Raw genomic sequence first — 21991 nt, 5'->3', positions numbered from 1 at the left:
GCGTGCCCAGCATCAACGGCAGTGACGTGAAGAAGCTGGTCGTCGCCTGCGACGCCGGTATGGGCAGCAGCGTGATGCTGGCCAGCACGCTCAAGCGCCAGCTGAAGAAGAACGACGTGACCGTCGAGCACACGCCGGTCAACACGATCCCGGCCGACGCCGACGTGGTGATCTGCCACCAGGGCCTGGCCGACCGGGCCCGGGGCAGCGCCCCCGACACGGTGATCGTGCCGATCCAGCTGTTCATCGGCGACCCGGCGGTCACGAAGGTGGTCAAGGCCATCCAGAGCGGCGGCGTGATCAATGGATGATGCGATTCTCGAACGTCGGGCGATCCGCCTCGACGAGCGCGCCGCCTCCAAGGAGGACGCGATCCGCCGCTGCGGTGGCGTGCTCGTGGAGGTCGGCGCGGTCGACCCGGCGTACGTGGGCACCATGCTCGCCCGCGAGCAGTCCATCTCGACGTACGTCGGCGAGGGCGTGGCCATTCCGCACGGCACGCTCGAAGGCAAGGCCGCGGTCCGTCGGGACGCTCTGGCCGTCGTGCGCTTTCCCGAGACCGTGGACTGGGACGGCAACCCGGTGACCGTGTGCGTGGCCATCGCCGCCCAGGGCGACGGACACGTGGACATCCTCGCCGAGCTCGCCGAGATCCTCATGGACGAGGACCGCGCCAAGGCCCTCCGGGAAGCCACGGATCCCGACGAGGTACTCCAGATTCTGAAGGGAACATGATGAAGGTCGTCCGCTTCCACGCCCCCGGTGACGTGCGCATCGAAGACGCACCCGAGCCCAACCCCGGCGCGGGAGACGTCAAGATCCGGGTACGCAACTGCTCCACCTGCGGCACCGACGTCAAGATCTTCCGGTTCGGGCACCACCACATCCACCCGCCGCGGGTGATGGGGCACGAGGTGGCCGGCGAGGTGGTCGAGGTCGGTGCGGGCGTCACCGGATGGGAGGCGGGCGACCGCGTACAGGTCATCGCCGCGATCCCCGACGGCACGTGTGGCGAGTGCCGCCGGGGCCGGCTGACCGTCTGCCCGAGCCAGGAGTCGATCGGCTACCACTACGAGGGCGGCTTCGCCGAGTACATGATCGTGCCGGCGAAGGTGCTCGCGGTCGACGGGCTCAACCGCATCCCCGACGGCGTGAGCTTCGCCGAGGCGTCGGTGGCGGAGCCGTTCGCCTGCGCCATCAACGGGCAGAACCTGGCCCGCGTCGGTGAGGGCGACGACGTGGTGGTCGTCGGTTCCGGCCCGATCGGCTGCCTGCACGTGCGGCTCGCCCGGGCCCGCGGCGCGTCACGGGTCTTCCTGGTGGAGCTGAACCGCGACCGGCTCGACCAGGCCGCCGCGATCGTCAAGCCCGACAGCGGCATCTGCGCGGGGGAGACCGATCCGGTGCAGGCCGTGCTCGACCTCACCGACGGCCGCGGCGCCGACGTCGTCATCACCGCGGCCGCGTCGGGCAAGGCGCAGGAGCAGGCGATCCAGATGGCCGCCCGGCAGGCCCGGATCAGCTTCTTCGGCGGTCTGCCCAAGGACAACCCGATCATCTCGGTGGATTCGAACCTGGTGCACTACCGCGAGCTGACGCTCGTGGGCGCCAACGGGTCGAGCCCGGCCCACAACAAGGAGGCGCTCGGGCTGATCGCGTCGGGGGCGGTGCCCGTCGACGACCTGATCACGCACCGCCTGCCGCTGGAGAAGACACTGGAGGCCTTCGACATCGTGGCGAAGGGCCAGGGAATCAAGGTCACGATCGAGCCGTAGGAGTTCACATGCCGTCCCGAACCGTCACCGTCGGCTCCGCCAGCGGCCTGCACGCCCGTCCCGCCGCGTTGTTCGTCGCCGCCGCGGCGAAGCAGCCCGTCAAGGTCACCATCCGCACCGGTGAGAAGAAGGCGGTGCCGGCCCGCAGCATGCTCTCCGTGCTCTCGCTCGGCGCCAAGTTCGGCACGGAGGTGATCCTCGAAGCCGACGGCGACGGCGCCGACACCGCGCTCGACGAGCTGGCCGACCTCCTCGCCCGCGACCTGGACGCAGAAGATGGTGGATCTGTCGCCGAGAGAGGCGACGGCGAGAATGGCTGAGCTCAAGGGCATCGGCGTCAGCCCGGGCGCCGCCGGCGGACCGGTGTACAAGGTGGCGCCGCCACCGAAGCTGCCCACCACCCGGCCGGCGGCCCTCGACACCGAGGTCGAGGCGAAGCGGGCCGTCGCGGCGCTCGCGTCGGTCACCGCCGAGCTGACGCGCCGGGCCGACGCCGCGGCCGCCGCCGGCAAAGGCGAGGCCGCGGAGATCCTGCGGGCCGAGGCCATGATGGCCGAGGACCCGGAGCTGGCCGACGCCGTGGCGCAGGCCGCCCGCGACGGCATGAGCGCAGCACACGCCATCGACGCCGCGCTGGCCGTGCACCGGGCCGCGTTCGAGGAGGCCGGCGGCTACCTCGCCGAACGCGTCGCCGACCTCGACGACATCCGCAACCGGGGCGTGGCGATCTGCCTCGGCCTGCCGATGCCCGGCATCCCGTCGCCGGGGCACCCGTTCGTGCTGGTCGCCCGCGACCTCGCACCGGCCGACACGGCCCAGCTCAACCGCGACGAAGTGGTCGCGCTGGTCACCGAGGACGGCGGTCCGACCAGTCACACCGCGATCCTGGCCCGCTCGCTCGGAATCGCCGCCGTGGTGCGGTGTGCGGGCGCGCTCGACCTCGCCGACGGCGCGCTGGTGATCGTCGACGGCGGGCGGGGTTCGGTGCGGGTGGACCCCGGCGCCGCCGAGGTCGAGGCGATCGCCGAGGCCGAGGCCGCGCGTCAGGAAAGGTTGCGCTCCGGCGGTGGTCCCGGTCGGACATCGGACGGGCACCAGGTGGCGTTGTACGCCAACATCGGCCGCGCGAAGGACCTGATCGACGATGTCGAGGGCGTCGGGCTGTTCCGCACCGAACTGCTGTACCTCGACCGCTCCGACGCGCCGTCGTACGACGAGCAGGTGGCCGCCTACACGGCGGTGTTCGCCGCGCTGCCCGGGCGCAAGGTGGTGCTGCGCACGCTCGACGCCGGCGCCGACAAGCCGCTGCCGTTCCTGCAGCAGGCCGACGAGCCCAACCCCGCGCTCGGCGTCCGCGGGCTGCGCATCTCGTGGCGGCGTCCCGACGTTCTCGAGACGCAGCTGAAGGCGGTCGCGGAGGCCGCGCGGTCGGCGAGTGCCGAGGTGTGGGTGATGGCGCCGATGGTCGCGACCCCACAGGAGGCGGCGACGTTCGTCGCGGCCTGCCGGGCGGCGGGCCTGCCGACGGCCGGGGCGATGGTCGAGATCCCGGCCGCCGCGCTGCGGGCCGGCGCGCTGCTGGAGGAGGTCGACTTCCTGTCGATCGGGACGAACGACCTCAGCCAGTACACGTTCGCGTCCGACCGGCAGGTGGGCGAGCTCGCCGAACTGCTCGACCCGTGGCAGCCGGCCCTCCTGTCGCTGATCGCGATGTGCGCGTCGGCCGGAAAGGCCGCCGGCAAGCCGGTCGGCGTATGCGGGGAGGCGGCGGCCGATCCGGGACTGGCGGTGGTGCTCACCGGGCTCGGCATCACCAGCCTGTCGATGTCACCGCGGTCGATCCCCGCGGTGCGGGAGGCGCTCGCCGGGCACACTCTCGAGGACTGCCAGCGGCTCGCTGCCGCGGCCCTGGCCGCCGAGACCGCGGAGCTGGCTCGCCAGGCCGTGCTCACGCCCGTCACATAAAGCTCTTTCCCCGGATGTGAGGCGGCGCGCGACCGACGGACGGCCGCGCGCCGCGCTGCGGCTCTACACGTGGGCCGGGTGGCGCTCCTCGTTGGGCACCATGACCCAGATCGCCAGGTAGATCAGGAACTGCGGACCGGGCAGCAGGCACGACAGCAGGAACAGCATCCGCATCGCGAACGATGAGATTCCGAAGCGCCGGGCGAGCCCACTGCAGACACCGGCGATCCACCGGTCGTTGCGCGGACGGCTCAGCTTGGCCATGACGGTCAACTCCTCAATTCCTCGTCAAGATCCGGGGACCTGTGTCCCTGGCTTCCTCAACGGTATGGCCGCTCCGACGACCGGAAATCGGCTCGGAGACGGATCCTGACGACGCAGCTCACCTAGGGGTTGCTAGGGGTTGCCCGGAGATCGACGGGTTGTCCGTCGGGTTCCGGCAGTGGCGCAAATAGGGGAGCCTGAACCGCCCGGGTGTCCCTACCGTGTTCTTAGACACAACGGTTCTCCGAAACCCGGAGACACGTCATCCGCGGAGGTGCGAGATGCCGAGGAACACATTCGAGGCGGTCCGTGCCGAGGCGCTGTTCGCTTCTACGGTCCAGTCGTCTGACCAGCCGACGGACGTCGAGGTGCGCGGGGCCGTGGCAGCCACGCTGCGCAAGCTCGGCATCCGCGGATGCGCGGCCGCCGTCGCCGGCGAGTACGGCGAGCACCCGGACACGGCGTGCGCCCGCATGATGTGGGCGCTGACCACGGTTCGGGCGACGTACCCGGTGCAGGTCGTCCGTCCCGAGCTGGCCCTGGCCGGCTGACCCCGTCTACCGTGGGCGCTCACCTGCTGGTGAGCGCCCACTTCTTTTACAGTCTGGGTATGACTGGGCCAACCTCGGTGCTCCTGCCCGGACACGACGTGCCGCTGGGGCGGTACACCGTGGTGCGTCGCCTGTTGCCGCAGCGGCCCCGCCGCATGGTCGGAGCGTGGTGCTTCGTCGACCACTTCGGGCCCGACGACGTGTCGGCCGGCCCGGGCATGCAGGTCCCGCCGCATCCGCACACCGGTCTGCAGACCGTGAGCTGGCTGGCCGAGGGTGAGATCCTGCACCGCGACAGCGTCGGCAGCCTGCAGACCATCACGCCCGGCCAGCTCAACGTGATGACGTCGGGGCACGGCATCTCCCACTCGGAGGAGTCGCCCGCCCCGCACCCGCCCGTGATGCACGGCCTCCAGCTGTGGGTCGCCCTCCCCGACGACGCCCGGCACGGGCCGGCCCGCTTCGACCACTATCCGACGATGCCCGTTTTCACTGATGGCGGTGCCACGGTGACGGTGGTGGTGGGTTCCCTGGCCGGCCTCGACTCCCCGGCGGTGGCGTTCTCGCCACTGCTCGGTGCCGAGATCGTGCTCGATCCGGGCGCCTCGGTGCGGCTGCCCCTGGATCCCGCGTTCGAGTACGGAGCGGTCTCGATGGCCGGAGCCGCCGACATCCTCGGCGACGACCTGAAGCCGGGTTCCCTGCTGTACCTCGACCGCGGCCGGTCCTCGCTGGTCGTGCGCAGCGAAGGCGGTGCCCGGCTGTTCCTGCTGGGCGGCGAGCCGTTCGACGAGCCGTTGGTGATGTGGTGGAACTTCGTCGGCCGCACCCACGAGGAGATCGCCGAAGCCCGTGCCGACTGGGAACGGTCGAGGCGCGAGGTTGGCGGGCGCTTCGGCACGGTGAGGGGGTATGCGGGGGATCCGCTGCCTGCCCCCGAACTGCCCACGGTGCGGCTGAAGGCCCGCGACCGGTTCGGCACTCTCCTGTAGTTCGTTCTGCGCCTTCTCTCGCGCGGCGCGGGGTGGTGCGCGCGGGGCGGCGCCGGGATGCGGCGGTGGCGGTGCGATGCGCGGCGGGCGGAGGCGGTGTACGGCGCGACGGTTCGCGGCGGTTCGTGGTGGGGTGGGCGGGGCAGGGCGCCGCGCGGCGAGGCCCGGGTCCTGAGTCGTTGGTTCGCCCGCGGATGTGGTGTCACTGCGCGTGGCGAATGTCCTGTCTTCGCGGAGCCGCGGGCGTCTGTTGATCGCTGTTCGAGGAACAAAACTGCAGCGTGACTTCACGTTCGTTCCTCGGACAGCGATCAAGGCGGTAGACGCAGGCCCATCGAGCGGGTTCTGGTGACGGACAGTGGCCGTGGGTTCGGCTGCGCCAGAATGTCGGCTTGCCCGGCCGCCGGCCGCATGCGAAGCCCGGCCGGGACTCGGGTGAAAGATCGACAGCTGCCGGCGAAGGCCGGGGCACTTTGTTGTCTGCCGCGCTATGGAGTGTGGCTTGCAATGGTGTGTGAGACACACTATCGTTGCTGGCATGACAACGGACGGGACACTGGCCAGTCATCTCCAGGAGCTTCGGCGGGGCACCGTGGTCGTCGCCAGCCTCACGGTCCTGCGTGCGCCGGGCTACGGGTACTCGCTGCTGGAGACGTTGAGCGAGGCCGGATTCGAGGTGGAGGCGAACACCCTCTACCCGCTGCTGCGGCGCCTCGAGGCGCAGGGGCTGCTGACCAGCTCGTGGAACACCGACGAGGCCCGGCCGCGCAAGTTCTACCGCACCACCGAGTACGGCGACTCGATCGCGGCCGCTCTGCGCACCGAGTGGACCCGCCTCGACCGCGCCGTCACCGATCTCGACACCCCAGACACCCCCGGGAGCACCCAGTGAACAGCCTCATCGACCGTTACGTCCTGACCGCGCTGCGCCGGGTCCCCGAGCAGCAGCGCGCCGACATCGACCGCGAGCTCCGCGCCTCCATCGACGACGCCGTCGAGGCGCGGGTCGACAACGGGGAGACGCGCGACGCGGCGATCGAGCAGGCGCTGCTCGAGCTCGGCGACCCCGACCTGCTCGCCGACCGCTACGCCGACCGGAGATCGGTGCTCATCGGTCCCGACCTGTTCCCGGTGTGGCGCCGGCTGCTGGTGCTGCTGCTGTCGGTGGTGCTGCCGATCGTCGTCGCGGTGGTGGTGGTCGTCAGGATCCTCGACGACGGGACGTTCGGCGCGGCGATCGGCACCGGCGTCGTCGTGGCGATCCAGACCGCGGTGCACATGTGCTTCTGGACCACGGCGGTGTTCGCCGTGCTGGAGCGCACCGGCGTCGCCCGCCGCGACCTCGGCGAGGCCTGGACGCCGGCCAGCCTCCCGAAGTACGAGGCGGGCGTGCTGAGTCCCATGGAGCTGGCGGCGAGCATCGTCTGGCCGGTGCTGCTGGTCGTCGCGCTGGTGCTGCAGCAGTTCACGTTCACCGCCGAGCCGGTGCTCGACCCCGACAACTGGTCGTTCTGGTGGCCGTACCTCATCGCGGTGCTCGTGCTGGAATGCGTCTATGCGGTCTGGGTGTTCCGCCGCGGGGCCTGGTCGCACGCGGTCACCGCCGTCAACGCCGCGCTGGCGGTGCTGTTCTGGGGACCGGTGATCTGGCTGCTGGCCACGGAGAGCTTCTTCAACCCGGTGTTCATCGAGGGGCTCGACTGGGGCACGGCCGATCCGCTCGACTGGCTCACCAGGGTCTGCCTCATCGTCGCCGTCCTCGGCGCGCTGTACGACATCGGCGAGGTGGCGGTGAAGGCGGAGCGGGCGCGGCGCGGCCTGCCCACCCCGGTCCCGGGCACGTAGAGGCAGTAGAGAGAAAGCGGCGGTGGGCGGGCGCCCACCGCCGCTTCGGCGTCAGTTCTTCTTGACCGCGATGAGCGACTTCGGGACGCCGGCGACCCGCTCCGAGCGGATGACCGAGCGCGGGAAGTAGTGCCGCATCTGGGTCTTGTCGAGCAGTTCGGTCCAGAGCACCGCCTGCAACGTCTCCGCGCGGTCGGTGGCCTTCGTGTGCTGCAGCGGCCACCAGTGCGCGATCGAACTGCGCGCCTTCACCGGCAGGTACTGCAGGCCGGGTGCGACCCAGTGCGGCTCCACCGGAAAGTAGCGGTAGGGCGTCTGGACCCAGTGCGCCGGCGCCATCGCATGGATGGTCTCGGCGAACCGGAGCCGCCGCTCGTGACCGCCGACGTGTTCGATCACCGAGTTCGAGAACACGAGGTCGTACCGCCGGCGCCTGATGTCCTCGGGGAGCGCGCAGGCGTCGCCGTGGTCGGCCTCCGCCCACGGCGGCAGGTCGTCGGGTGTCGGCTCCAGGTTGACCACGTGGACGTGCGCGGCGCGCACCGGGGCACGTTCCCACGTGTCGACCCGGCCACCGAGGTCGAGAACCGTCATGTCGGGCAGCTCGGGGAACGTCTCGGTCAACCAGGTCCACCGGCGGCTGCGGCGTTTGGCACCCCAGGAGTCGGGGCCGTCGACCAGCCGGTTTCGAAGGGATCGCACGGGCACGGTCAAACCGTAACGGTACGGGCGGTGGTCATGGTCATCCGATCAGTCAACATGAACGCGGCACGCCAGGTCAGGTTTCGGACAATGCGCCGTCGGTCTCGACATACTCGGCGCCGGTTTCGGGGCACACGTACCTGTTGTCTTTCTTGACGAGTTTCTTCCCGGACCGGCCGACCCACCCGATCCGGCGGGCGGGCACACCGGCCATCAGCGCGAAGGCGGGCACGTCGGCGGTGACCACCGCGCCGGCGGCGACGAGCGCCCACCGGCCGATCGTCACGGGTGCCACACACACCGCACGCGCCCCGATCGCGGCGCCCTCCTCGATGGTCACCGAGACCATGTCCCAGTCGTCGTTGGTCTTCAGCCGTCCATCGGGAGTCACCGCGCGGGGGTTGAGGTCATTGGTCAGCACGACGTGCGGACCGATGAACACACCGTCACCCACCTGGGCGGGTTCGAACACCAATGCGTAGGTCTGGATCTTCACATTGTCGCCGATCCGGGCGCCGGGACCGACATAGCACCCGCGTCCCAGGATGCAGTTGGAGCCGACGACGGCGCCGGCGCGCACGCTCGCGAGTCCCCAGATCTTCGTTCCCGCACCGACGACCGCACCGTTCTCGACCTCCGCGCCCGGCGCGGAAAAGTACTCCCTGTCATCCGGTTCCACCCGGTTGACTGTACGGAATCACCGATGGGGCGGCCGTTGGCATTGCCGGATTCGGTTCGTTCGCCCCACCCGCGTCGGTCGGTCAGCCGACTGTCCAGGTGGTGCCTGGAACGGTAGGTTTTCGCCTGCGGTCGTGCGTCCGAGGAATCCTCACGACCACCGCAAGGATGTCCCGAGAGCCCGACGCTGCCCCTGCGTCGACATGAAGCGAGGACCTGTGACCCCACCTGCCGCCGCGGCCACTCAAGGCCGTCCTGGAGCAGACGAACCCATTGGTGTCGCCGTGATCGGTGCCGGCTACTGGGGGCCGAACCTGGTGCGGAACTTCCAGGGTTCACCGACGTTCCACCTGCGCGCGCTGTGCGACCTCGACCTGGCCCGCGCGGAGCGGTTGCTGGGCCGGTACTCCACCGTGCAGGCGACCGACGACTTCGCCACCGTGCTCGCCAACCCCGAGATCCACGCGGTGGCGCTCGCCACTCCGGCCGGCACGCACGCCCCGCTCGCCACCGCCGCGCTCCGCGCGGGGAAGCACGTGCTGGTGGAGAAGCCCCTCGCCGCGACGGTCGAGGAAGGTCGGGCGCTCATCGCGGAGGCCGACGACCGCGGGCTGACGCTCATGTGCGACCACACGTACTGCTACACCCCGGCCGTCACGCGCATCCGCGAGATGCTGCACGGCGGCGACCTCGGTGACGTCCACTACATCGACTCGGTGCGCATCAACCTCGGGCTGGTGCAGAAGGACGTCGACGTGATGTGGGACCTCGCGCCGCACGATCTGTCCATTCTGGACTCGGTGCTGCCCCCCGGCGTGCACCCGGTCGCGGTGAGCGCGCACGGCGCCGACCCGATCGGTGCCGGCCAGTCCTGCGTGGCCTACATCACCCTGCAGCTCAACACCGGCGCGATCGCGCACGTGCACGTCAACTGGCTGTCGCCGGTGAAGGTGCGCACCACGATCGTCGGCGGGTCGAAGCGCACGCTGGTGTGGGACGACCTGAACCCGTCGCAGCGCATCGCGGTCTACGACCGTGGCGTCGACGTCGCGACGCCGGAGGAGCTCGCCACCGAGGAGCGGCGCGACATCCTGGTGTCGTACCGGTCCGGCGACATGGTGGCGCCGGCGATTCCCGAGCGCGAGGCGCTGCGCACGATGGTCGACGAGTTCGCGCGGGCGATCCGCACCGGTACGCCGGCGCTCACCGACGGGCGTTCCGGCCTGCGCGTCCTGGAGATCCTGCAGGCCGCGTCGCACAGTCTGGCCAACGGCGGTTCCACCGTCGCGCTCGAGGTAGGGGAGTAGACGTGACGGCCGTACCCATCAAGGGCGCAAAGGCATTGGTGACCGGCGGAGCGGGCACGATCGGCTCGCACGTCGTCGACCTGCTGGTCGAGGGGGGCGCCGCCGAGGTGGTCGTTCTCGACAACCTCGTGCGCGGCCGACTGTCCAATCTGGACGGTGCGCGGCGCAGTGAGGCGGTGTGCCTGGTCGAGGGCGACATCCGCGACGCCGACCTGGTGCGCCAGCTGACCGAGGGCAAGGACCTCGTGTTCCACCTCGCCGCGATCCGCATCACGCAGTGCGCCGAGGAGCCCCGGCTGGCCAACGAGGTGCTCGTCGACGGCACGTTCAACGTGGTCGAGGCCGCCGCCGCGGCGGGGGTGAAGAAGGTCGTCGCGTCGTCGTCGGCGTCGGTGTACGGGCTGGCCGAACAGTTCCCGACCACCGAGCGGCACCACCCGTACAACAACGACACCTTCTACGGCGCGGCCAAGGCGTTCAACGAGGGCACACTGCGCAGCTTCCACGCGATGAAGGGCCTCGACTACGTCGCCCTGCGCTACTTCAACGTGTACGGACCCCGCATGGACATCCACGGCCTGTACACCGAGGTGCTCATCCGCTGGATGGAGCGCATCGAGGCCGGCACGGCGCCGCTGATCCTCGGCGACGGCATGCAGACGATGGACTTCGTCCACGTGGCCGACATCGCGCGCGCGAACATCCTGGCCGCCGAGGCACCGGTGACCGACGACGTGTTCAACATCGCGTCGGCGGTCGAGACCAGCCTCAACGACCTCGCCGACGCGCTCCTGAAGGTCATGAAGAGCGACCTGCGTCCGGAGTACGGGCCGGCGCGCTCGGTCAACTCGGTCACGCGCCGGCTCGCCGACGTGTCGCACGCCCACGCGAAGCTGGGCTGGAAGGCCGACCTCGACCTGCACCAGGGCCTCGAAGGGCTGGTCGAGTGGTGGCGGGCCAACAAGGCGGAGGTTCGTACCGGATGACGCTCGAAGCGGTGCCGCAGCGGAAGATCGCGGTGATGATCCCGCTGCTCGGCGAGGAGGAGGCGCAGGCGGCCGCCGAGGCGGTGCGCTCCGGCTGGGTGGCGCAGGGCCCACGGGTCGCGCAGTTCGAGGAGGCGTTCGCGGCCCGGGTCGGTGCCGGGCACGGCGTCGCCGTGAGCTCGTGCACCACCGGCCTGCACCTGGCGATGCTCGCGGTGGGGGTCGGCCCCGGCGACGAGGTGATCGTCCCGTCTTTCTCGTTCATCGCGACGGCCAACGCGGTGCGCTACGTCGGTGCCACACCGGTGTTCGCCGACGTCGACCTGGACACCGGCAACGTCACCGTCGAGACGCTCGACGCGGTGCGTACGTCACGCACCCGCGCGGTGATCGCGGTGCACCAGGGCGGCGTGCCGCTCGACCTCATGCCGCTGCGGGCCGCGGCCGCCGAGTGGGGCGTCGCGCTGGTGGAGGACGCCGCCTGCGCCGCGGGGTCCACTGTGGACGGCAGGCCGGTCGGTGCCGGCGCCACCATCGCCGCGTGGTCGTTCCACCCGCGCAAGCTCGTCACGACGGGCGAGGGCGGCATGGTCACCGTCGACGACCCGGAGTGGACCACGCGCCTGAAGCGGCTGCGCGAGCACGGCATGAACGTGTCGGCGGCCGACCGGCACAGGAGCGCTCAGCCGATCCTCGAGGCGTACCTGGAGACCGGCTACAACTACCGGATGACCGACATCCAGGCCGCGATCGGCCTGGTGCAGCTCGACCGCCTCGACGGCATCATCGCGCAGCGGCGCGAGCTGGCGGCCCGGTACCACGAGCTGCTCGCCGACGTGCCGGGAACGCGCGCGGTGCGTGACCCGGCCTACGGCACCACGAACTACCAGTCGTTCTGGGTGCTGCTCGATCCCGAGTTCGGCGCCACGCGCGACGAGGCTCTCGCCGCTCTCGCCGCGAAGGGCGTGTCGGCCCGCCGCGGCATCATGGCGGCCCACCTGGAGCCGGCGTACGAGGGCCACCCCTACGCGGACCTCAGGAACACCGAGCGCCTCACCCGCGACTCGCTGATCCTGCCGCTGCACCACGCGGTCACCGAGGACGACCAGCAGTACATCGTCGACGTCCTGCGGGGTCTCAACGGTGCGTGACCTGCTGATCGCCGGCGCCGGCGGGCTGGCGCGGGAGACCGCGTCGGCGGTGGCGGCGATCAACTCGGTCGATCCACAGTGGACGCTCAAGGGTTTCCTCGACGACGACCCGGCGCTCCACGGCACCATGGTGTCGGGGGCGCCGGTGCTCGGTCCGCTCGGCGCGGTCGCCGACCATCCCGACGCGGCCGTGATCGTGTGCATCGCGAATCCCCGCAACCCCGGGGTGCGCGGGCTCGTCACCGGCCGGCTCGGCCTGGCCGCCGACCGGTACGCCACGATCGTGCACCCGTCGGCCTCGGTCGGCGCCGGCTGCGCGGTCGGCCCGGGCAGCGTGCTGCTGGCGCAGACCGTGCTCACCGCCGACATCACCGTGGGGGCGCACGTCGCCGTCATGCCTCAGGTGGTCCTCACCCATGACGATGTGGTCGGTGACTTCGTCACGATCGCGTCCGGGGTGCGGGTGTCCGGCGGCGTGGTGGTCGGTGAGGCGGCGTACCTGGGCACCGGCGCGCTGATCCGGGAGTCGCTGCGGATCGGTGCCCGCTCGATCGTCGGGATGGGCTCGGTGCTGCTGCGTGATGTGCCCGCCGGTGAGGTCTGGGCCGGCAACCCGGCCCGGCTCATCCGGTTCGTGAACGGTTCGAAGAACAGCAACGACTTGCAAGGGAGTGCCCGGTCGTGAGCAAGATTCCGTTGGTTGACCTGCAGGCGGCGCACGCCGAAGTGGCCGACGACGTGGCGGTCGGCTTCAAGCGGGTGCTCGCCAACACCGCGTTCATCGGCGGCGAGGAGGTCGCCGGGTTCGAGCGCGAGTACGCCGAGTTCGCCGGCGTGGAGCACTGTGTCGGGGTGGCCAACGGCACCGACGCGCTGGAGCTCGCGCTGCGCGCGGTCGGCGTGGGACGCGACGACGAGGCGATCCTGCCGGCCAACACGTTCATCGCGACGGCCGAGGCGGTGGCCCGCGTGGGCGCGCGCGTCGTGCTCGTCGACTGCGACCCGTCGACCTACCTCATCGACACCGACGCCGCGCTGGCCGCGGTGACCCCGCGCACGAAGGCGATCCTGCCGGTGCACCTGTACGGCCAGCAGGCGCCGGTCGAGGTGCTGCGGTCGGCCGGCGTGCCGATCGTGGAGGACGCGGCGCAGAGCCAGGGCGCGTCGAGGAACGGCGCGGGCTTCCACGGCTCGATCGCGGCCACCAGCTTCTACCCGGGCAAGAACCTCGGCGCGTACGGCGACGCCGGCGCGGTCGTCACCGACGACGGGGCGTTGGCCACGACGGTGCGCACGCTCTCTCAGCACGGTGGTCTGCGGAAGTACGAGCACGAGCTGATCGGCGTCAACAGCCGGCTCGACGCGCTGCAGGCCGTGGTGCTGCGGGCGAAGCTGACCAGGCTGGAGCGGTGGAACGAGGCCCGGCGCGCCGCCGCCGCCCGCTACGACGAGCTGCTGTCCACGGTGGACGTGGTGAGGCCGGTGGCCGCCGACGGCAACGTGCCGGTGTGGCACCTGTACGTGGTGCGCGTTCCCGCCGACCGGCGCGACGACATCCTGGCGGCGCTCAACGCCGACGGGGTCGGCGCGGGCATCCACTACCCGTTCCCGGTGCACCTGACGCCCGCGTTCGCCGGCCTCGGTCTCGGCGCGGGGTCCTTCCCGCACGCGGAGAAGGCGGCCGGTGAGATCCTGTCGCTGCCGATCTACCCGCAGATCACGCCGCAGCAGCAGGAGCGCGTGGTGGAAGCTCTCGTTTCAGCCCTGGGATAACCGTGTACATCTCCGTCCGGGAGCCGGAGGTCGGGGGCGGCTCCACGCCCGTCGACCGGATGAAGCGCAGGGTGGCGACCACCGTCATCCTGCTCGGAATCGTCAGCCTGCTCACCGACGTGTCGTCGGAGATGGTCAACGCGGTGCTCCCGCTGTACCTCACCGCCGAGATCGGCATCGGCCTGTTCGCGTACGGGTTCGTCGACGGGGTGTACCAGGGCGTCAGCGCGTTCGTCCGGATCCTCGGCGGCTACGCCGGCGACCGGGCGCAGCGGCCGAAGTGGGTCGCCGTGTTCGGCTACGGGATCTCGGCGCTGAGCCGGATCGCGATGCTGTGGACCGGCACGCTCGCGGCCGTCACCGCGGTGGTGACCGCCGACCGGCTGGGCAAGGGCGTGCGTACCGCGCCCCGCGACGCGATGATCGCCGACGCGTCGGACCCGTCGAACCTCGGCCGCTCCTTCGGGGTCCACCGGGCCCTTGACACGTTCGGAGCCGCCGCCGGTCCGATGGTGGCCTTCGCGTTGCTCTGGGCCGTGCCGCGCGGCTACGACGTCATCTTCGTGGTGTCGTTCGCGGTGGCCATGGTGGGCGTCGCGGTGCTGCTGCTGTTCGTGCCGAACCGGAAGGTCGGCGGCGGTAAGGCGGGGCTGCCGCTGAAGAAGCTGATGCGGGCGATCGCCGGGCCGGCGCTGCGCCGGCCGCTGATCGCGGCCGGGCTGCTCGGCCTGCTGACCGTCGGCGACGGTTTCCTGTACCTGTCGCTGCAGCGGCGGGACGACTTCGCGGCGGCCATGTTCCCGCTCCTGTACGTGGGCACGAACCTGGCCTACCTGGTGCTGGCGATCCCGTTCGGCCGGCTGGCCGACCGGATCGGGCGGGCGAAGGTGTTCCTCGGCGGGCACGTGCTGCTGTTGGTGGCGTACGGCTTCGCGGCCGCGCCGATCGGCGGCTGGGCCTGGACCATCGCCAGCCTCGTGCTGCTCGGCGCGTTCTACGCGGCGTCCGACGGCGTGCTCGCGGCGCTGGTGAGCAGGCTGGTGCCCGCCGAGTCGCGGGGCACCGGGATCGCGTCGGCGCAGACGGTGGTGGCGCTGGCCCGGTTCGCGTCGTCGCTGCTGTTCGGTGCACTCTGGGTGGGCCTCGGCCGGCAGGAGGCGCTCGTCGTCGTGGCGGTCGCGTTGGCGGTGGCGATCCCGGTCGGTGGTTGGCTTCTACGTGGGGTGGAACGGTGACGTCGATGCGCGCCCGGTTGGTGGCGTTCGCCGCGGTGCTCGTCGTGGCGGTCGCCGGCGCGGTGTTCTACGTGCTGCACGCGCGGGAGCAGCACGCCGACGCCGCGTCGAAGGCGCCCGCGGTGCCGGTCGGCGGTGACCCGCTGGCGGTGTCGGCACGGCCGCACCTCGTGTTCCGCAGCACCGCCGTGGGCGAGGGCTACGGCATGGTCGCGGTGGTTCCGCTGGACGACACGGGCGGACCGCGTGCGTTCACCGACGCGCAGTGCGAGCGGGTCTACGCGACGCGCGAGTCGGCGATCTGCCTGGTCGCCAAGCGCGGGCTCGCCACGACGTACGAGGTGAAGATCTACGGTCCACAGTGGACCCAGGTCTCCGACAAGCCGTTGACCGGCCTGCCCAGCCGCGCCCGCATCTCCCGCGACGGCAGCCTCACCGCCACGACGACGTTCGTGTACGGCGACTCCTACGCCTCGCCCGGGCAGTTCTCCACGCGCACGCACGTGAGCCCCACCGACGGCACCGGCGAGCAGTTCGACCTCGAAGGCTTCCAGCTCGTCACCGACGGCAAGGCGAACAACTCGGTCGACCGGAACCTGTGGGGCGTCACGTTCATCGACGACGACGCGTTCTACGCCACGGCGGCGTCGGGCAAGAAGACCTGGCTGGTCAAGGGTTCCCTGTCGGGCAAGCGCCTGGAGTCGGTCCGGACCGACGTCGAGTGCCCGTCGCTGTCGCCCGACGGCACCCGGGTCGCGTTCAAGAAGCGCGGCGACCTGCCCAACGGGCACTGGCGGTTGAGCGTGCTCGACCTGCGCACCGGCCAGGTCACCGAGACGGCCGAGACGAAGAACATCGACGACCAGGCCGAGTGGCTCGACGACGACACGGTCGTCTACGGCCTGCCCCGCACGGGCGACGGCGTGGCGACGAGCGACATCTGGGCGGTTCCCGCCAACGGTTCCGGAGCACCGCGGCTGCTGGTGTCCGACGCCTGGTCTCCGGCGGTCGTCCGGTAGCCCGCGGTCCCCAGAATGTCGTAGGCGGTCGATATGGTGTGGGCACTTCCACCCAATCGATGAAAGGTCGCCGATGGCTGCCAGCACGACCTACCTCGAGCTGTCCGAAGACAGCGGTAGCGCACACAAGTTCTACGAGGTCACCGTCGATGGCACCGACCTGACGATCCGGTACGGCCGCATCGGCGACACCGGTCAGGTCAAGAAGAGCAGCTACACCGACGCGTCGAAGGCGGCCAGCGAGGCGGCCAAGAAGATCGGCGAGAAGGTCCGCAAGGGTTACGCACCGGCGGTTCCGGGCGGGCGGGCCAAGCGCGCCGTGTCGCGGCGGGCCATCGTCAGCACGCGGTCGACGGCCCGTACCGCGCCCGTGCTGTGGCGCTACCGGTCCGGCACGGCGGCGTTCGGCATCTTCGTCGACGACGACGTGTGCATGGTGGGCAACGAGAGCGGCCTCATCACGACGCTCACGCACAAGGCCGAGGTCATCCAGCAGTTCCGGTTGCCCGACGGTGTGAAGTGCATCGTGGCCGACGACGGCTGGGTGTACGCGGGCTGCGACGACGGCAACGTGTACGACCTGTCCGGCAAGGTGCCGCGGCTGGCGTACCGCATCGCGCCCGACATCGACATCTACTGGCTCGACATCCACGACGGCGTGCTCGGTGTGTCCGACGCCAACGGCGGCATCGCCACGATCGACCACGAAGACGAGTTCCTGTGGCGGCGCGCCGGCCACGGCTCCTCGGCGTGGATGGTCCGGTGCGACGCGACGGCCGTCCATCATGGACACAGCCGGGGTGTCACGAGCTACGACTGGCGTACCGGTCAGGAGCTGTGGAACACGTCCACCGGCTCGGTGCTGTTCGGTTGGCAGGAGCAGCACACGCTCTACGCCGGTACCTCGACGCGGCAGGTGGTGCGCCTGGGCAAGGACGGCCGGATCCAGCAGACGTACCGGTGCGACGCGGCGGTGTACTCCTGCGCCACCGCGGAAGACGGCCGCTACGTGTTCGCGGGCGACAGCAGCTCGTCGGTGTACTGCTTCGACGCGGCCGGAAACCGGCTGTGGAAGCTGGGCACGGGCTGCGGGTCGGCGTACTCGATGCAGTACCACGACGAGCGGCTGTACATCGTCACCACCGACGGGTCGCTCGCCTGCATCGACGCCACCGAGGCGGCGATCCGGGCGGCCGAGGGCGGCAGCGTCCCCGAGGTCGTCGACGTGAAGGCCCCGCCGCGGCTGTCGGCGGTGGTGCCGTCGACCACCGTGGAGGTGGTGCACCAGAGCACCGGGGGTGTCATCGTCGAGTGCGTCCAGGTGGGCGACCGGCTGCGTGTCCGCGTGGTGTCCGACGGCTTCCAGCCCGACTGGCAGGTGCAGTTCCCGAAGGGCATCCGCGAGGCGGGCGCCCGTTACGTCGTCACCGGCGTACGCGAGGCGAGCCGGGGCGGCTTCTACCGCGCCTACGGCGAGATCCACCGCCTGGTGTGAGACAGGAAGGCCCGCCCCGGTACCGGGGCGGGCCTTCACTCGGCCGTGGCGGCTTCCGCCGTCTTCACCTGGCCGACCAGGCGGGCGGGGACGCCGGCGTAGATGGAGTTCGGGCGGCAGTCGCGGGTGACGACCGAGCCGGCGGAGACGATCGCACCTTCGCCGACGGTCACCCCGGGGAGGACCATCGACCGGGCACCCAGCCACGCCCGGTCCTCGATCACGACCTCCCGGCCGACCACGCTCTGCGGCCGGCCGTCCGGGCCGATGGGATGGTCGCTGGTCACGATCGTCACGCCCATCCCGACCATCACTTCGCGCCCGAACGTCACCTTGGCCAGGCAGTCGAAGAAGCAGTCGACGTTGATGCTCGTGCCGGGTCCGATCGTGAGGTTCGACGCCGGACCTCCGACGAACAGTCCGGGCGCGATGCTGTTGAGCTGCAGCCGCATTCCCGCCGAGCGGTACAGGGCGTAGCGCATCGGGCGCGGCACCAGGCGGGCACCGGCGAACTTGACGACGTAGTAGTACCGCAACGCCTCGAGGACGTCGTCGCGGGTCATGCGCAGCGCGATCGCGATGGCGCTGCCGACGCTCTTCTGCGCGCCGCTGCGGCCGATGGCCACCGTTACCTCGCCGACCGGGTGTGTGCGATCTCGGGCACGCCGGCCGCGAGCTCGGGGGACAGGTGCAGGTATGCCGACGTCTGCCGCTTGCGGTCGATGTCGCGGAAGACCCGGACGACCTGCTCGCTGGTCAGCTCGGTGGCCGCCGCGACGTCGTCGATCGGCAGGCCGTGGTTCTTGGCGTAGAGACACAGGTCCATCCGCTGGTACGGCAGGGAGAAGTAGAACTCCTCCTGCGACTGCGGAAGGGAGTACGTGTCGGTCGTCGACGGCCGCGACCGGATCTCGTCGGGGACACCGAGGTGTTCGGCCAGCTGGTAGACCTGGGTCTTGTAGAGGTGGGCGATCGGCTTGACGTCGGCCGAGCCGTCGCCGAGCTTGACGAAGAAGCCCTGGTCGTACTCCAGCCGGTTGGGCGTGCCGGAGACCACGTAGTTCAGCCGGTCGGCGTGGTAGTACTCCAGCATCTTGCGGACGCGTTGCTTGAAGTTCGTCGCGGCCACGATGCCGAGGTAGGACTCGGTGGTCAGCCGGTGCTTGGTCTGCGTGCCGTCCGGCGCCTCGACGACGACGGAGAAGAGGCGGAAGGTGTCGGAGTCGATCACGCTCGGCAGCACGATCTTCGACTTGTACCCGTCGCCGTACTCGGGGCAGACGAGCCGGATCGCCTCGTCGCGGCGGCGGTAGCAGCCGGCGGCGTCGAGGATGTGCGAGATGTCCTCCAGCGCCGACTCGATGCCGAGGGAGTCGGCCGCGAGGCGGCTGAGCATCAGCGTGTCCGACGAGGAGTCGCGCTCGGGCATGTGCAGCCCGAACACGCGCTCCTTGCCGATGGCCGCCACGCACAGGGCGGCCACCACGCTGGAGTCGATGCCCCCGGACAGCGCGACGATGATGCCACGCCGCTTCGTCGCGGTCAGGTAGGACTTGAGACTGGCCGAGATCCGGCCGATCTCCTGCTCCGCGTCGATCCGCAGGGTCTGCGGGCCGAAGGACTCACTCACGGGGAGCTCCCTTGCTGTCGTCACGGGTCAGGTCGACGGCGACCTGGATGTCGGGCAGTTCCGCCCCGGACGGCGTCTCCGCGATGAACGTCGCGTGGGTGAGCTGGGTGGAGACGACCGCCATGATGCGCATGCTGTCGGTGTTGGTCATGTTCTCGCCGCCGGTCCGCACGCCCTTCGCGATGAGCCGGGCGACCATCTCGGGCTTGAAGACGCCGGCGGCCCGGACGGCCGCCTCCGACGTGACCGCGTCGAACCACTCGGGCGTGCCGGCGGCGAACAGGCTCGCCGCGTCGGGCGCCCGGTACGGCTGTTTCGGGCGGCGCAGGATGCTCTTCGGGACGACGTCGGCGAAGGCCCGCTTCACGACGTACTTCTCTTCGAGGCCGAAGAGCTTGTGCCGGGCCGGGAGCGCGTTGGCGAACTCGACGACGTTCGCGTCGAGGAAGGGGAAGCGGCCCTCGACCGAGTTGGCCATGAGCATGCGGTCGCCCTGCGAGGCGAGGATGTAGCCGGGCAGGAGCGTCGTCATCTCCAGCCACTGGCCGCGTCCCAGCAGGTCCCAGTCCTTGCTCTCCGCCGGCATGGCGTCGACGAGGCCCGCCGGGTCGGTACCGGCCTGTGTCGGGTTGGCCAGCATGCCCTTGAGGACGGCCGTGGAGTCCCAGCGCGGGCGGTGCGAGAGCGCCGGGTCGGCCGGGTCGAGGTTGCGGCCGAAGAAGCTGCGGGCGAACGCGGGTGTGCGGCCGGGCGACCGCACCATCCACGGGTAGAGCAGCTCGGCCGCCCGCGCGCGCTTCGCCGAGTCCGGGTCGGAGGCCCAGAACTGGCGGACCCGGGCCTCGCGGAAGATGTCGTATCCGCCGAAGACCTCGTCGGCGCCTTCGCCGGTCACCACGACCTTGTAACCGTCGTCGCGGACCAGCTTCGACAGCAGGAACAGGGGTGCGGGCGCGGCCCGCAGGATCGGCGCCTCGGTGTGCCGGATCACCTCGGGGAAGATCCCGGCGATGTCGGCGGGGCCGACGACGATGTCGCGGTGCTGCGTGCCGAGCACCGCCGTCATCTCCTTCTGGTACCGGCCCTCGTCGAACTCCTCGCTGGAGAACCGCAGCGAGAACGTGTGCAGCGGGGCGTCGGTGTAGCGGGCGACCAGCGCCGCCGTGATCGAGGAGTCCAGCCCGCCGGACAGGTAGGCGCCCACCGGGACGTCACTGCGCAGGAACCGGAGCCGGGCGGCCTCGACGAGCTTCTCCCGCAGCGCCTCCGCGCTCTCGTGGATGTCCGGACCGGGCTCGCCCCGGGCCGGAAAGCCGACCGTCCAGTAGGGCGCCGCGCGGAACCCCTTGTCGTCGAGCACCGCGTAGTGCCCGGGTTTCAACTGCTCGACGCCCTGGAACACCGTCTGCGGCGCGACCGTGGACCAGTACGTCAGCACCTGGTCGAGCCCGGCCGGGTCGAACTCCCGGGTCACGGACGGGTCCGCGAACAACGCCTTCACCTCGGAGGCGAAGCGCACCGCGCCGGGGGAGCGGACGAGGTAGAGCGGCCGGACGCCGAGGCGGTCGCGGGACAGGATCAGCCGACGCTCGCGCCTGTCCCACAGGGCCAGCGCCCACTGCCCGTTGAAGCGGCGGAAGCACTCGGCGCCCCACTGCTCCCAGGCGTGCACGATGACCTCGGTGTCGCTGGCCGTCCTGAAGGTGTGGCCGTGCCCGCGCAGCTCCTCGCGGAGCTCGACGTAGTTGAAGATCTCGCCGTTGAAGCTGACCCACAGGTTGCCGTCTTCGTTGCACAGCGGCTGTGCGCCGCCGGCGGTGTCGATGATGGCGAGGCGGGTGTGTCCCAGGGCCGCGTGTTCGTCGCGGAAGTACCCGCAACCGTCCGGCCCCCGGTGCACCAGTTGGCCCATCATCCTCAGCAGCACGTCGAGGTCGGGAGTCGACCCGAGGGAGACCATCCCGGCGATGCCGCACATCAGCGACCTCCCAGCTTCTCGACGGCGTCCGGGTCGGACAGGACCGCCAGATCGATGTCGTCGTCGGACAGCGGGACGCCGAGGATGTCTTCGAACAGGATCGCCAGCCGTACCGCCTCGAGTTCCGGCTCGGTGTCGGGGTCGCGCATGGCCCGCCACGCGACCAGGGCCTGCTCGATCTGTTCCCTACTCACTGCCCCCACCCCTCGCCGCCAGCGCCTTCTCCGCGAGAGGGCTCCGCCACCCTCGCGCTCCCCCGAACCGGTACAAGCGTCACCGTGGCGATCGCCGTCGCGTACTCGTCGCAGTGGGACATGGAGATCCGCACCGCGTCGACCCCCGCTCGCCGCGCCGCCTCGAGCAGGTCACCGGACAGCCGGACCACGGGCCTGCCACCGGCCTCGTTCTCGATCTCCACCGACCGCCACGGCAACGGCCCTTTCCAGGCTAAGGGCAGCGCCTTCACGACGGCCTCTTTCGCGGCGAAACGTGCGGCGAAGTGCCGGCTCGGCACCGCCTTCGCCGAGCAGTACTCGATTTCCACCGGCGTGAACCACCGCTCCAGGAACCTCGACCCGCTGGCCCGGATCAGCGCCTCGATCCTGGAGACCGCGACGATGTCGGTGCCGATGCCATCACACACGC

General features: G+C 70.8%; 25 protein-coding genes. 17 read left to right on the top strand and 8 right to left on the bottom strand.

Annotated features, from left to right (window positions below):
• Window positions 1-2 precede the first annotated feature (2 nt).
• From Voc01_RS03225 to ptsP, 5 genes are read left to right on the top strand one after another with little or no spacing between them, the layout of a single operon-like run.
• Window positions 3-311: a PTS sugar transporter subunit IIBC family protein gene (locus Voc01_RS03225; protein ID WP_203925732.1), complete on the top strand. Its 309-nt coding sequence runs from the start codon at window positions 3-5 to the stop codon at window positions 309-311.
• The gene (locus Voc01_RS03220) at window positions 304-735 is read left to right on the top strand and encodes a PTS mannitol transporter subunit IIA (protein WP_203925721.1); all 432 of its coding nucleotides are present in this window, start codon (window positions 304-306) and stop codon (window positions 733-735) included. Before Voc01_RS03225 ends, Voc01_RS03220 begins: the two co-directional genes overlap by 8 nt.
• On the top strand, window positions 735-1775 hold the full coding sequence (locus Voc01_RS03215) for a zinc-dependent dehydrogenase (protein ID WP_203925731.1): 1041 nt from the start codon (window positions 735-737) through the stop codon (window positions 1773-1775). Before Voc01_RS03220 ends, Voc01_RS03215 begins: the two co-directional genes overlap by 1 nt.
• An 8-nt stretch (window positions 1776-1783) precedes the next feature.
• Complete coding sequence (locus Voc01_RS03210; protein ID WP_203925720.1) at window positions 1784-2095, top strand: HPr family phosphocarrier protein; 312 nt, start codon at window positions 1784-1786, stop codon at window positions 2093-2095.
• The gene (gene ptsP / locus Voc01_RS03205; protein WP_203925719.1) at window positions 2088-3740 is read left to right on the top strand and encodes a phosphoenolpyruvate--protein phosphotransferase; all 1653 of its coding nucleotides are present in this window, start codon (window positions 2088-2090) and stop codon (window positions 3738-3740) included. Before Voc01_RS03210 ends, ptsP begins: the two co-directional genes overlap by 8 nt.
• A 63-nt stretch (window positions 3741-3803) precedes the next feature.
• On the opposite strand, the gene Voc01_RS03200 is transcribed toward ptsP, so the two are convergent.
• Window positions 3804-4004, bottom strand: a complete 201-nt coding sequence (locus Voc01_RS03200) for a PspC domain-containing protein (RefSeq protein WP_203925718.1) — start codon at window positions 4002-4004, stop codon at window positions 3804-3806.
• A gap of 281 nt (window positions 4005-4285) precedes the next feature.
• Here Voc01_RS03200 and Voc01_RS03195 point away from each other — a divergent pair, with 281 nt between their 5' ends.
• The 4 genes from Voc01_RS03195 to Voc01_RS03180 all read left to right on the top strand — a co-directional run bounded on the left by Voc01_RS03195 (window position 4286) and on the right by Voc01_RS03180 (window position 7392).
• Window positions 4286-4555, top strand: coding sequence for a hypothetical protein (locus Voc01_RS03195; RefSeq protein ID WP_203925717.1), 270 nt, complete (start codon window positions 4286-4288; stop codon window positions 4553-4555).
• Window positions 4556-4614: 59 nt separating this feature from the next.
• Window positions 4615-5547: a pirin family protein gene (locus tag Voc01_RS03190; protein WP_203925716.1), complete on the top strand. Its 933-nt coding sequence runs from the start codon at window positions 4615-4617 to the stop codon at window positions 5545-5547.
• A gap of 538 nt (window positions 5548-6085) precedes the next feature.
• Complete coding sequence (locus Voc01_RS03185) at window positions 6086-6439, top strand: PadR family transcriptional regulator (RefSeq protein WP_203925715.1); 354 nt, start codon at window positions 6086-6088, stop codon at window positions 6437-6439.
• A complete protein-coding gene (locus Voc01_RS03180; protein WP_203925714.1) occupies window positions 6436-7392 on the top strand; it encodes a permease prefix domain 1-containing protein in 957 nt (318 codons plus the stop codon). The genes Voc01_RS03185 and Voc01_RS03180 overlap by 4 nt, the downstream gene beginning before the upstream one ends.
• 51 nt (window positions 7393-7443) lie before the next feature.
• Here Voc01_RS03180 and Voc01_RS03175 read toward each other — a convergent pair whose 3' ends face one another.
• Both Voc01_RS03175 and Voc01_RS03170 read right to left on the bottom strand, forming a co-directional pair.
• A complete protein-coding gene (locus Voc01_RS03175) occupies window positions 7444-8100 on the bottom strand; it encodes a class I SAM-dependent methyltransferase (protein WP_203925713.1) in 657 nt (218 codons plus the stop codon).
• Between the two features lie 70 nt (window positions 8101-8170).
• Window positions 8171-8773, bottom strand: coding sequence for an acyltransferase (locus tag Voc01_RS03170; RefSeq protein ID WP_203925712.1), 603 nt, complete (start codon window positions 8771-8773; stop codon window positions 8171-8173).
• A gap of 283 nt (window positions 8774-9056) precedes the next feature.
• On the opposite strand from Voc01_RS03170, the gene Voc01_RS03165 reads away from it, so the two are divergent.
• The 8 genes from Voc01_RS03165 to Voc01_RS03130 all read left to right on the top strand — a co-directional run bounded on the left by Voc01_RS03165 (window position 9057) and on the right by Voc01_RS03130 (window position 17738).
• Window positions 9057-10079 carry a Gfo/Idh/MocA family protein gene (locus Voc01_RS03165; RefSeq protein ID WP_239159908.1) on the top strand — a complete coding sequence of 341 codons (1023 nt, stop codon included), beginning with the start codon at window positions 9057-9059 and terminating at the stop codon, window positions 10077-10079.
• Between the two features lie 2 nt (window positions 10080-10081).
• Window positions 10082-11065 (top strand): NAD-dependent epimerase/dehydratase family protein, encoded by a 984-nt coding sequence (locus Voc01_RS03160; protein WP_203925710.1) that lies wholly within the window; start codon window positions 10082-10084, stop codon window positions 11063-11065.
• Window positions 11062-12216, top strand: coding sequence for a DegT/DnrJ/EryC1/StrS family aminotransferase (locus Voc01_RS03155; protein ID WP_239159907.1), 1155 nt, complete (start codon window positions 11062-11064; stop codon window positions 12214-12216). The genes Voc01_RS03160 and Voc01_RS03155 overlap by 4 nt, the downstream gene beginning before the upstream one ends.
• Entirely contained in the window at window positions 12209-12901 is a 693-nt protein-coding gene (locus tag Voc01_RS03150) for a NeuD/PglB/VioB family sugar acetyltransferase (protein ID WP_203925709.1), read from the top strand. Before Voc01_RS03155 ends, Voc01_RS03150 begins: the two co-directional genes overlap by 8 nt.
• Complete coding sequence (locus Voc01_RS03145; protein ID WP_203925708.1) at window positions 12898-13989, top strand: DegT/DnrJ/EryC1/StrS family aminotransferase; 1092 nt, start codon at window positions 12898-12900, stop codon at window positions 13987-13989. The genes Voc01_RS03150 and Voc01_RS03145 overlap by 4 nt, the downstream gene beginning before the upstream one ends.
• A gap of 71 nt (window positions 13990-14060) precedes the next feature.
• A complete protein-coding gene (locus Voc01_RS03140) occupies window positions 14061-15224 on the top strand; it encodes an MFS transporter (RefSeq protein WP_239159906.1) in 1164 nt (387 codons plus the stop codon).
• Between the two features lie 5 nt (window positions 15225-15229).
• Entirely contained in the window at window positions 15230-16243 is a 1014-nt protein-coding gene (locus Voc01_RS03135) for a TolB-like translocation protein (RefSeq protein ID WP_203925707.1), read from the top strand.
• A 73-nt stretch (window positions 16244-16316) separates the two neighbouring features.
• Window positions 16317-17738 (top strand): WGR domain-containing protein, encoded by a 1422-nt coding sequence (locus tag Voc01_RS03130; protein WP_203925706.1) that lies wholly within the window; start codon window positions 16317-16319, stop codon window positions 17736-17738.
• 35 nt (window positions 17739-17773) lie between these two features.
• Here Voc01_RS03130 and Voc01_RS03125 read toward each other — a convergent pair whose 3' ends face one another.
• The 5 genes from Voc01_RS03125 to acpS are packed head-to-tail and all read right to left on the bottom strand — an operon-like array spanning window position 17774 to window position 21989.
• The gene (locus Voc01_RS03125; RefSeq protein ID WP_203925705.1) at window positions 17774-18364 is read right to left on the bottom strand and encodes an acyltransferase; all 591 of its coding nucleotides are present in this window, start codon (window positions 18362-18364) and stop codon (window positions 17774-17776) included.
• 2 nt (window positions 18365-18366) lie between these two features.
• Window positions 18367-19368, bottom strand: coding sequence for an NAD(+) synthase (nadE, locus tag Voc01_RS03120; protein ID WP_203925704.1), 1002 nt, complete (start codon window positions 19366-19368; stop codon window positions 18367-18369).
• The gene (gene asnB / locus Voc01_RS03115) at window positions 19361-21346 is read right to left on the bottom strand and encodes an asparagine synthase (glutamine-hydrolyzing) (RefSeq protein WP_203925703.1); all 1986 of its coding nucleotides are present in this window, start codon (window positions 21344-21346) and stop codon (window positions 19361-19363) included. Before asnB ends, nadE begins: the two co-directional genes overlap by 8 nt.
• Window positions 21346-21540 (bottom strand): hypothetical protein, encoded by a 195-nt coding sequence (locus Voc01_RS03110; protein WP_203925702.1) that lies wholly within the window; start codon window positions 21538-21540, stop codon window positions 21346-21348. Before Voc01_RS03110 ends, asnB begins: the two co-directional genes overlap by 1 nt.
• A complete protein-coding gene (gene acpS / locus Voc01_RS03105) occupies window positions 21537-21989 on the bottom strand; it encodes a holo-ACP synthase (protein WP_203925701.1) in 453 nt (150 codons plus the stop codon). The genes Voc01_RS03110 and acpS overlap by 4 nt, the downstream gene beginning before the upstream one ends.
• Window positions 21990-21991: the final 2 nt, after the last annotated feature.

Origin of the sequence: Virgisporangium ochraceum, from assembly GCF_016863655.1 — a bacterium.
Lineage (GTDB): Bacteria > Actinomycetota > Actinomycetes > Mycobacteriales > Micromonosporaceae > Virgisporangium > Virgisporangium ochraceum.
Note: the sequence above shows the minus strand (reverse complement) of the source record. Positions and strands in the feature narration are given on the sequence as shown.

Coding starts and splice junctions, on each gene's coding strand:
- Voc01_RS03210 (WP_203925720.1), top strand. CDS start 1,784: ATGCCGTCCCGAACCGTCACCGTCGGCTCCGCCAGCGGCCTGCACGCC.
- Voc01_RS03135 (WP_203925707.1), top strand. CDS start 15,230: ATGCGCGCCCGGTTGGTGGCGTTCGCCGCGGTGCTCGTCGTGGCGGTC.
- Voc01_RS03155 (WP_239159907.1), top strand. CDS start 11,062: ATGACGCTCGAAGCGGTGCCGCAGCGGAAGATCGCGGTGATGATCCCG.
- Voc01_RS03185 (WP_203925715.1), top strand. CDS start 6,086: ATGACAACGGACGGGACACTGGCCAGTCATCTCCAGGAGCTTCGGCGG.
- Voc01_RS03195 (WP_203925717.1), top strand. CDS start 4,286: ATGCCGAGGAACACATTCGAGGCGGTCCGTGCCGAGGCGCTGTTCGCT.
- Voc01_RS03215 (WP_203925731.1), top strand. CDS start 735: ATGAAGGTCGTCCGCTTCCACGCCCCCGGTGACGTGCGCATCGAAGAC.
- ptsP (WP_203925719.1), top strand. CDS start 2,088: ATGGCTGAGCTCAAGGGCATCGGCGTCAGCCCGGGCGCCGCCGGCGGA.
- Voc01_RS03130 (WP_203925706.1), top strand. CDS start 16,317: ATGGCTGCCAGCACGACCTACCTCGAGCTGTCCGAAGACAGCGGTAGC.
- Voc01_RS03190 (WP_203925716.1), top strand. CDS start 4,615: ATGACTGGGCCAACCTCGGTGCTCCTGCCCGGACACGACGTGCCGCTG.
- asnB (WP_203925703.1), bottom strand. CDS start 21,346: ATGTGCGGCATCGCCGGGATGGTCTCCCTCGGGTCGACTCCCGACCTC.
- Voc01_RS03200 (WP_203925718.1), bottom strand. CDS start 4,004: ATGGCCAAGCTGAGCCGTCCGCGCAACGACCGGTGGATCGCCGGTGTC.
- Voc01_RS03220 (WP_203925721.1), top strand. CDS start 304: ATGGATGATGCGATTCTCGAACGTCGGGCGATCCGCCTCGACGAGCGC.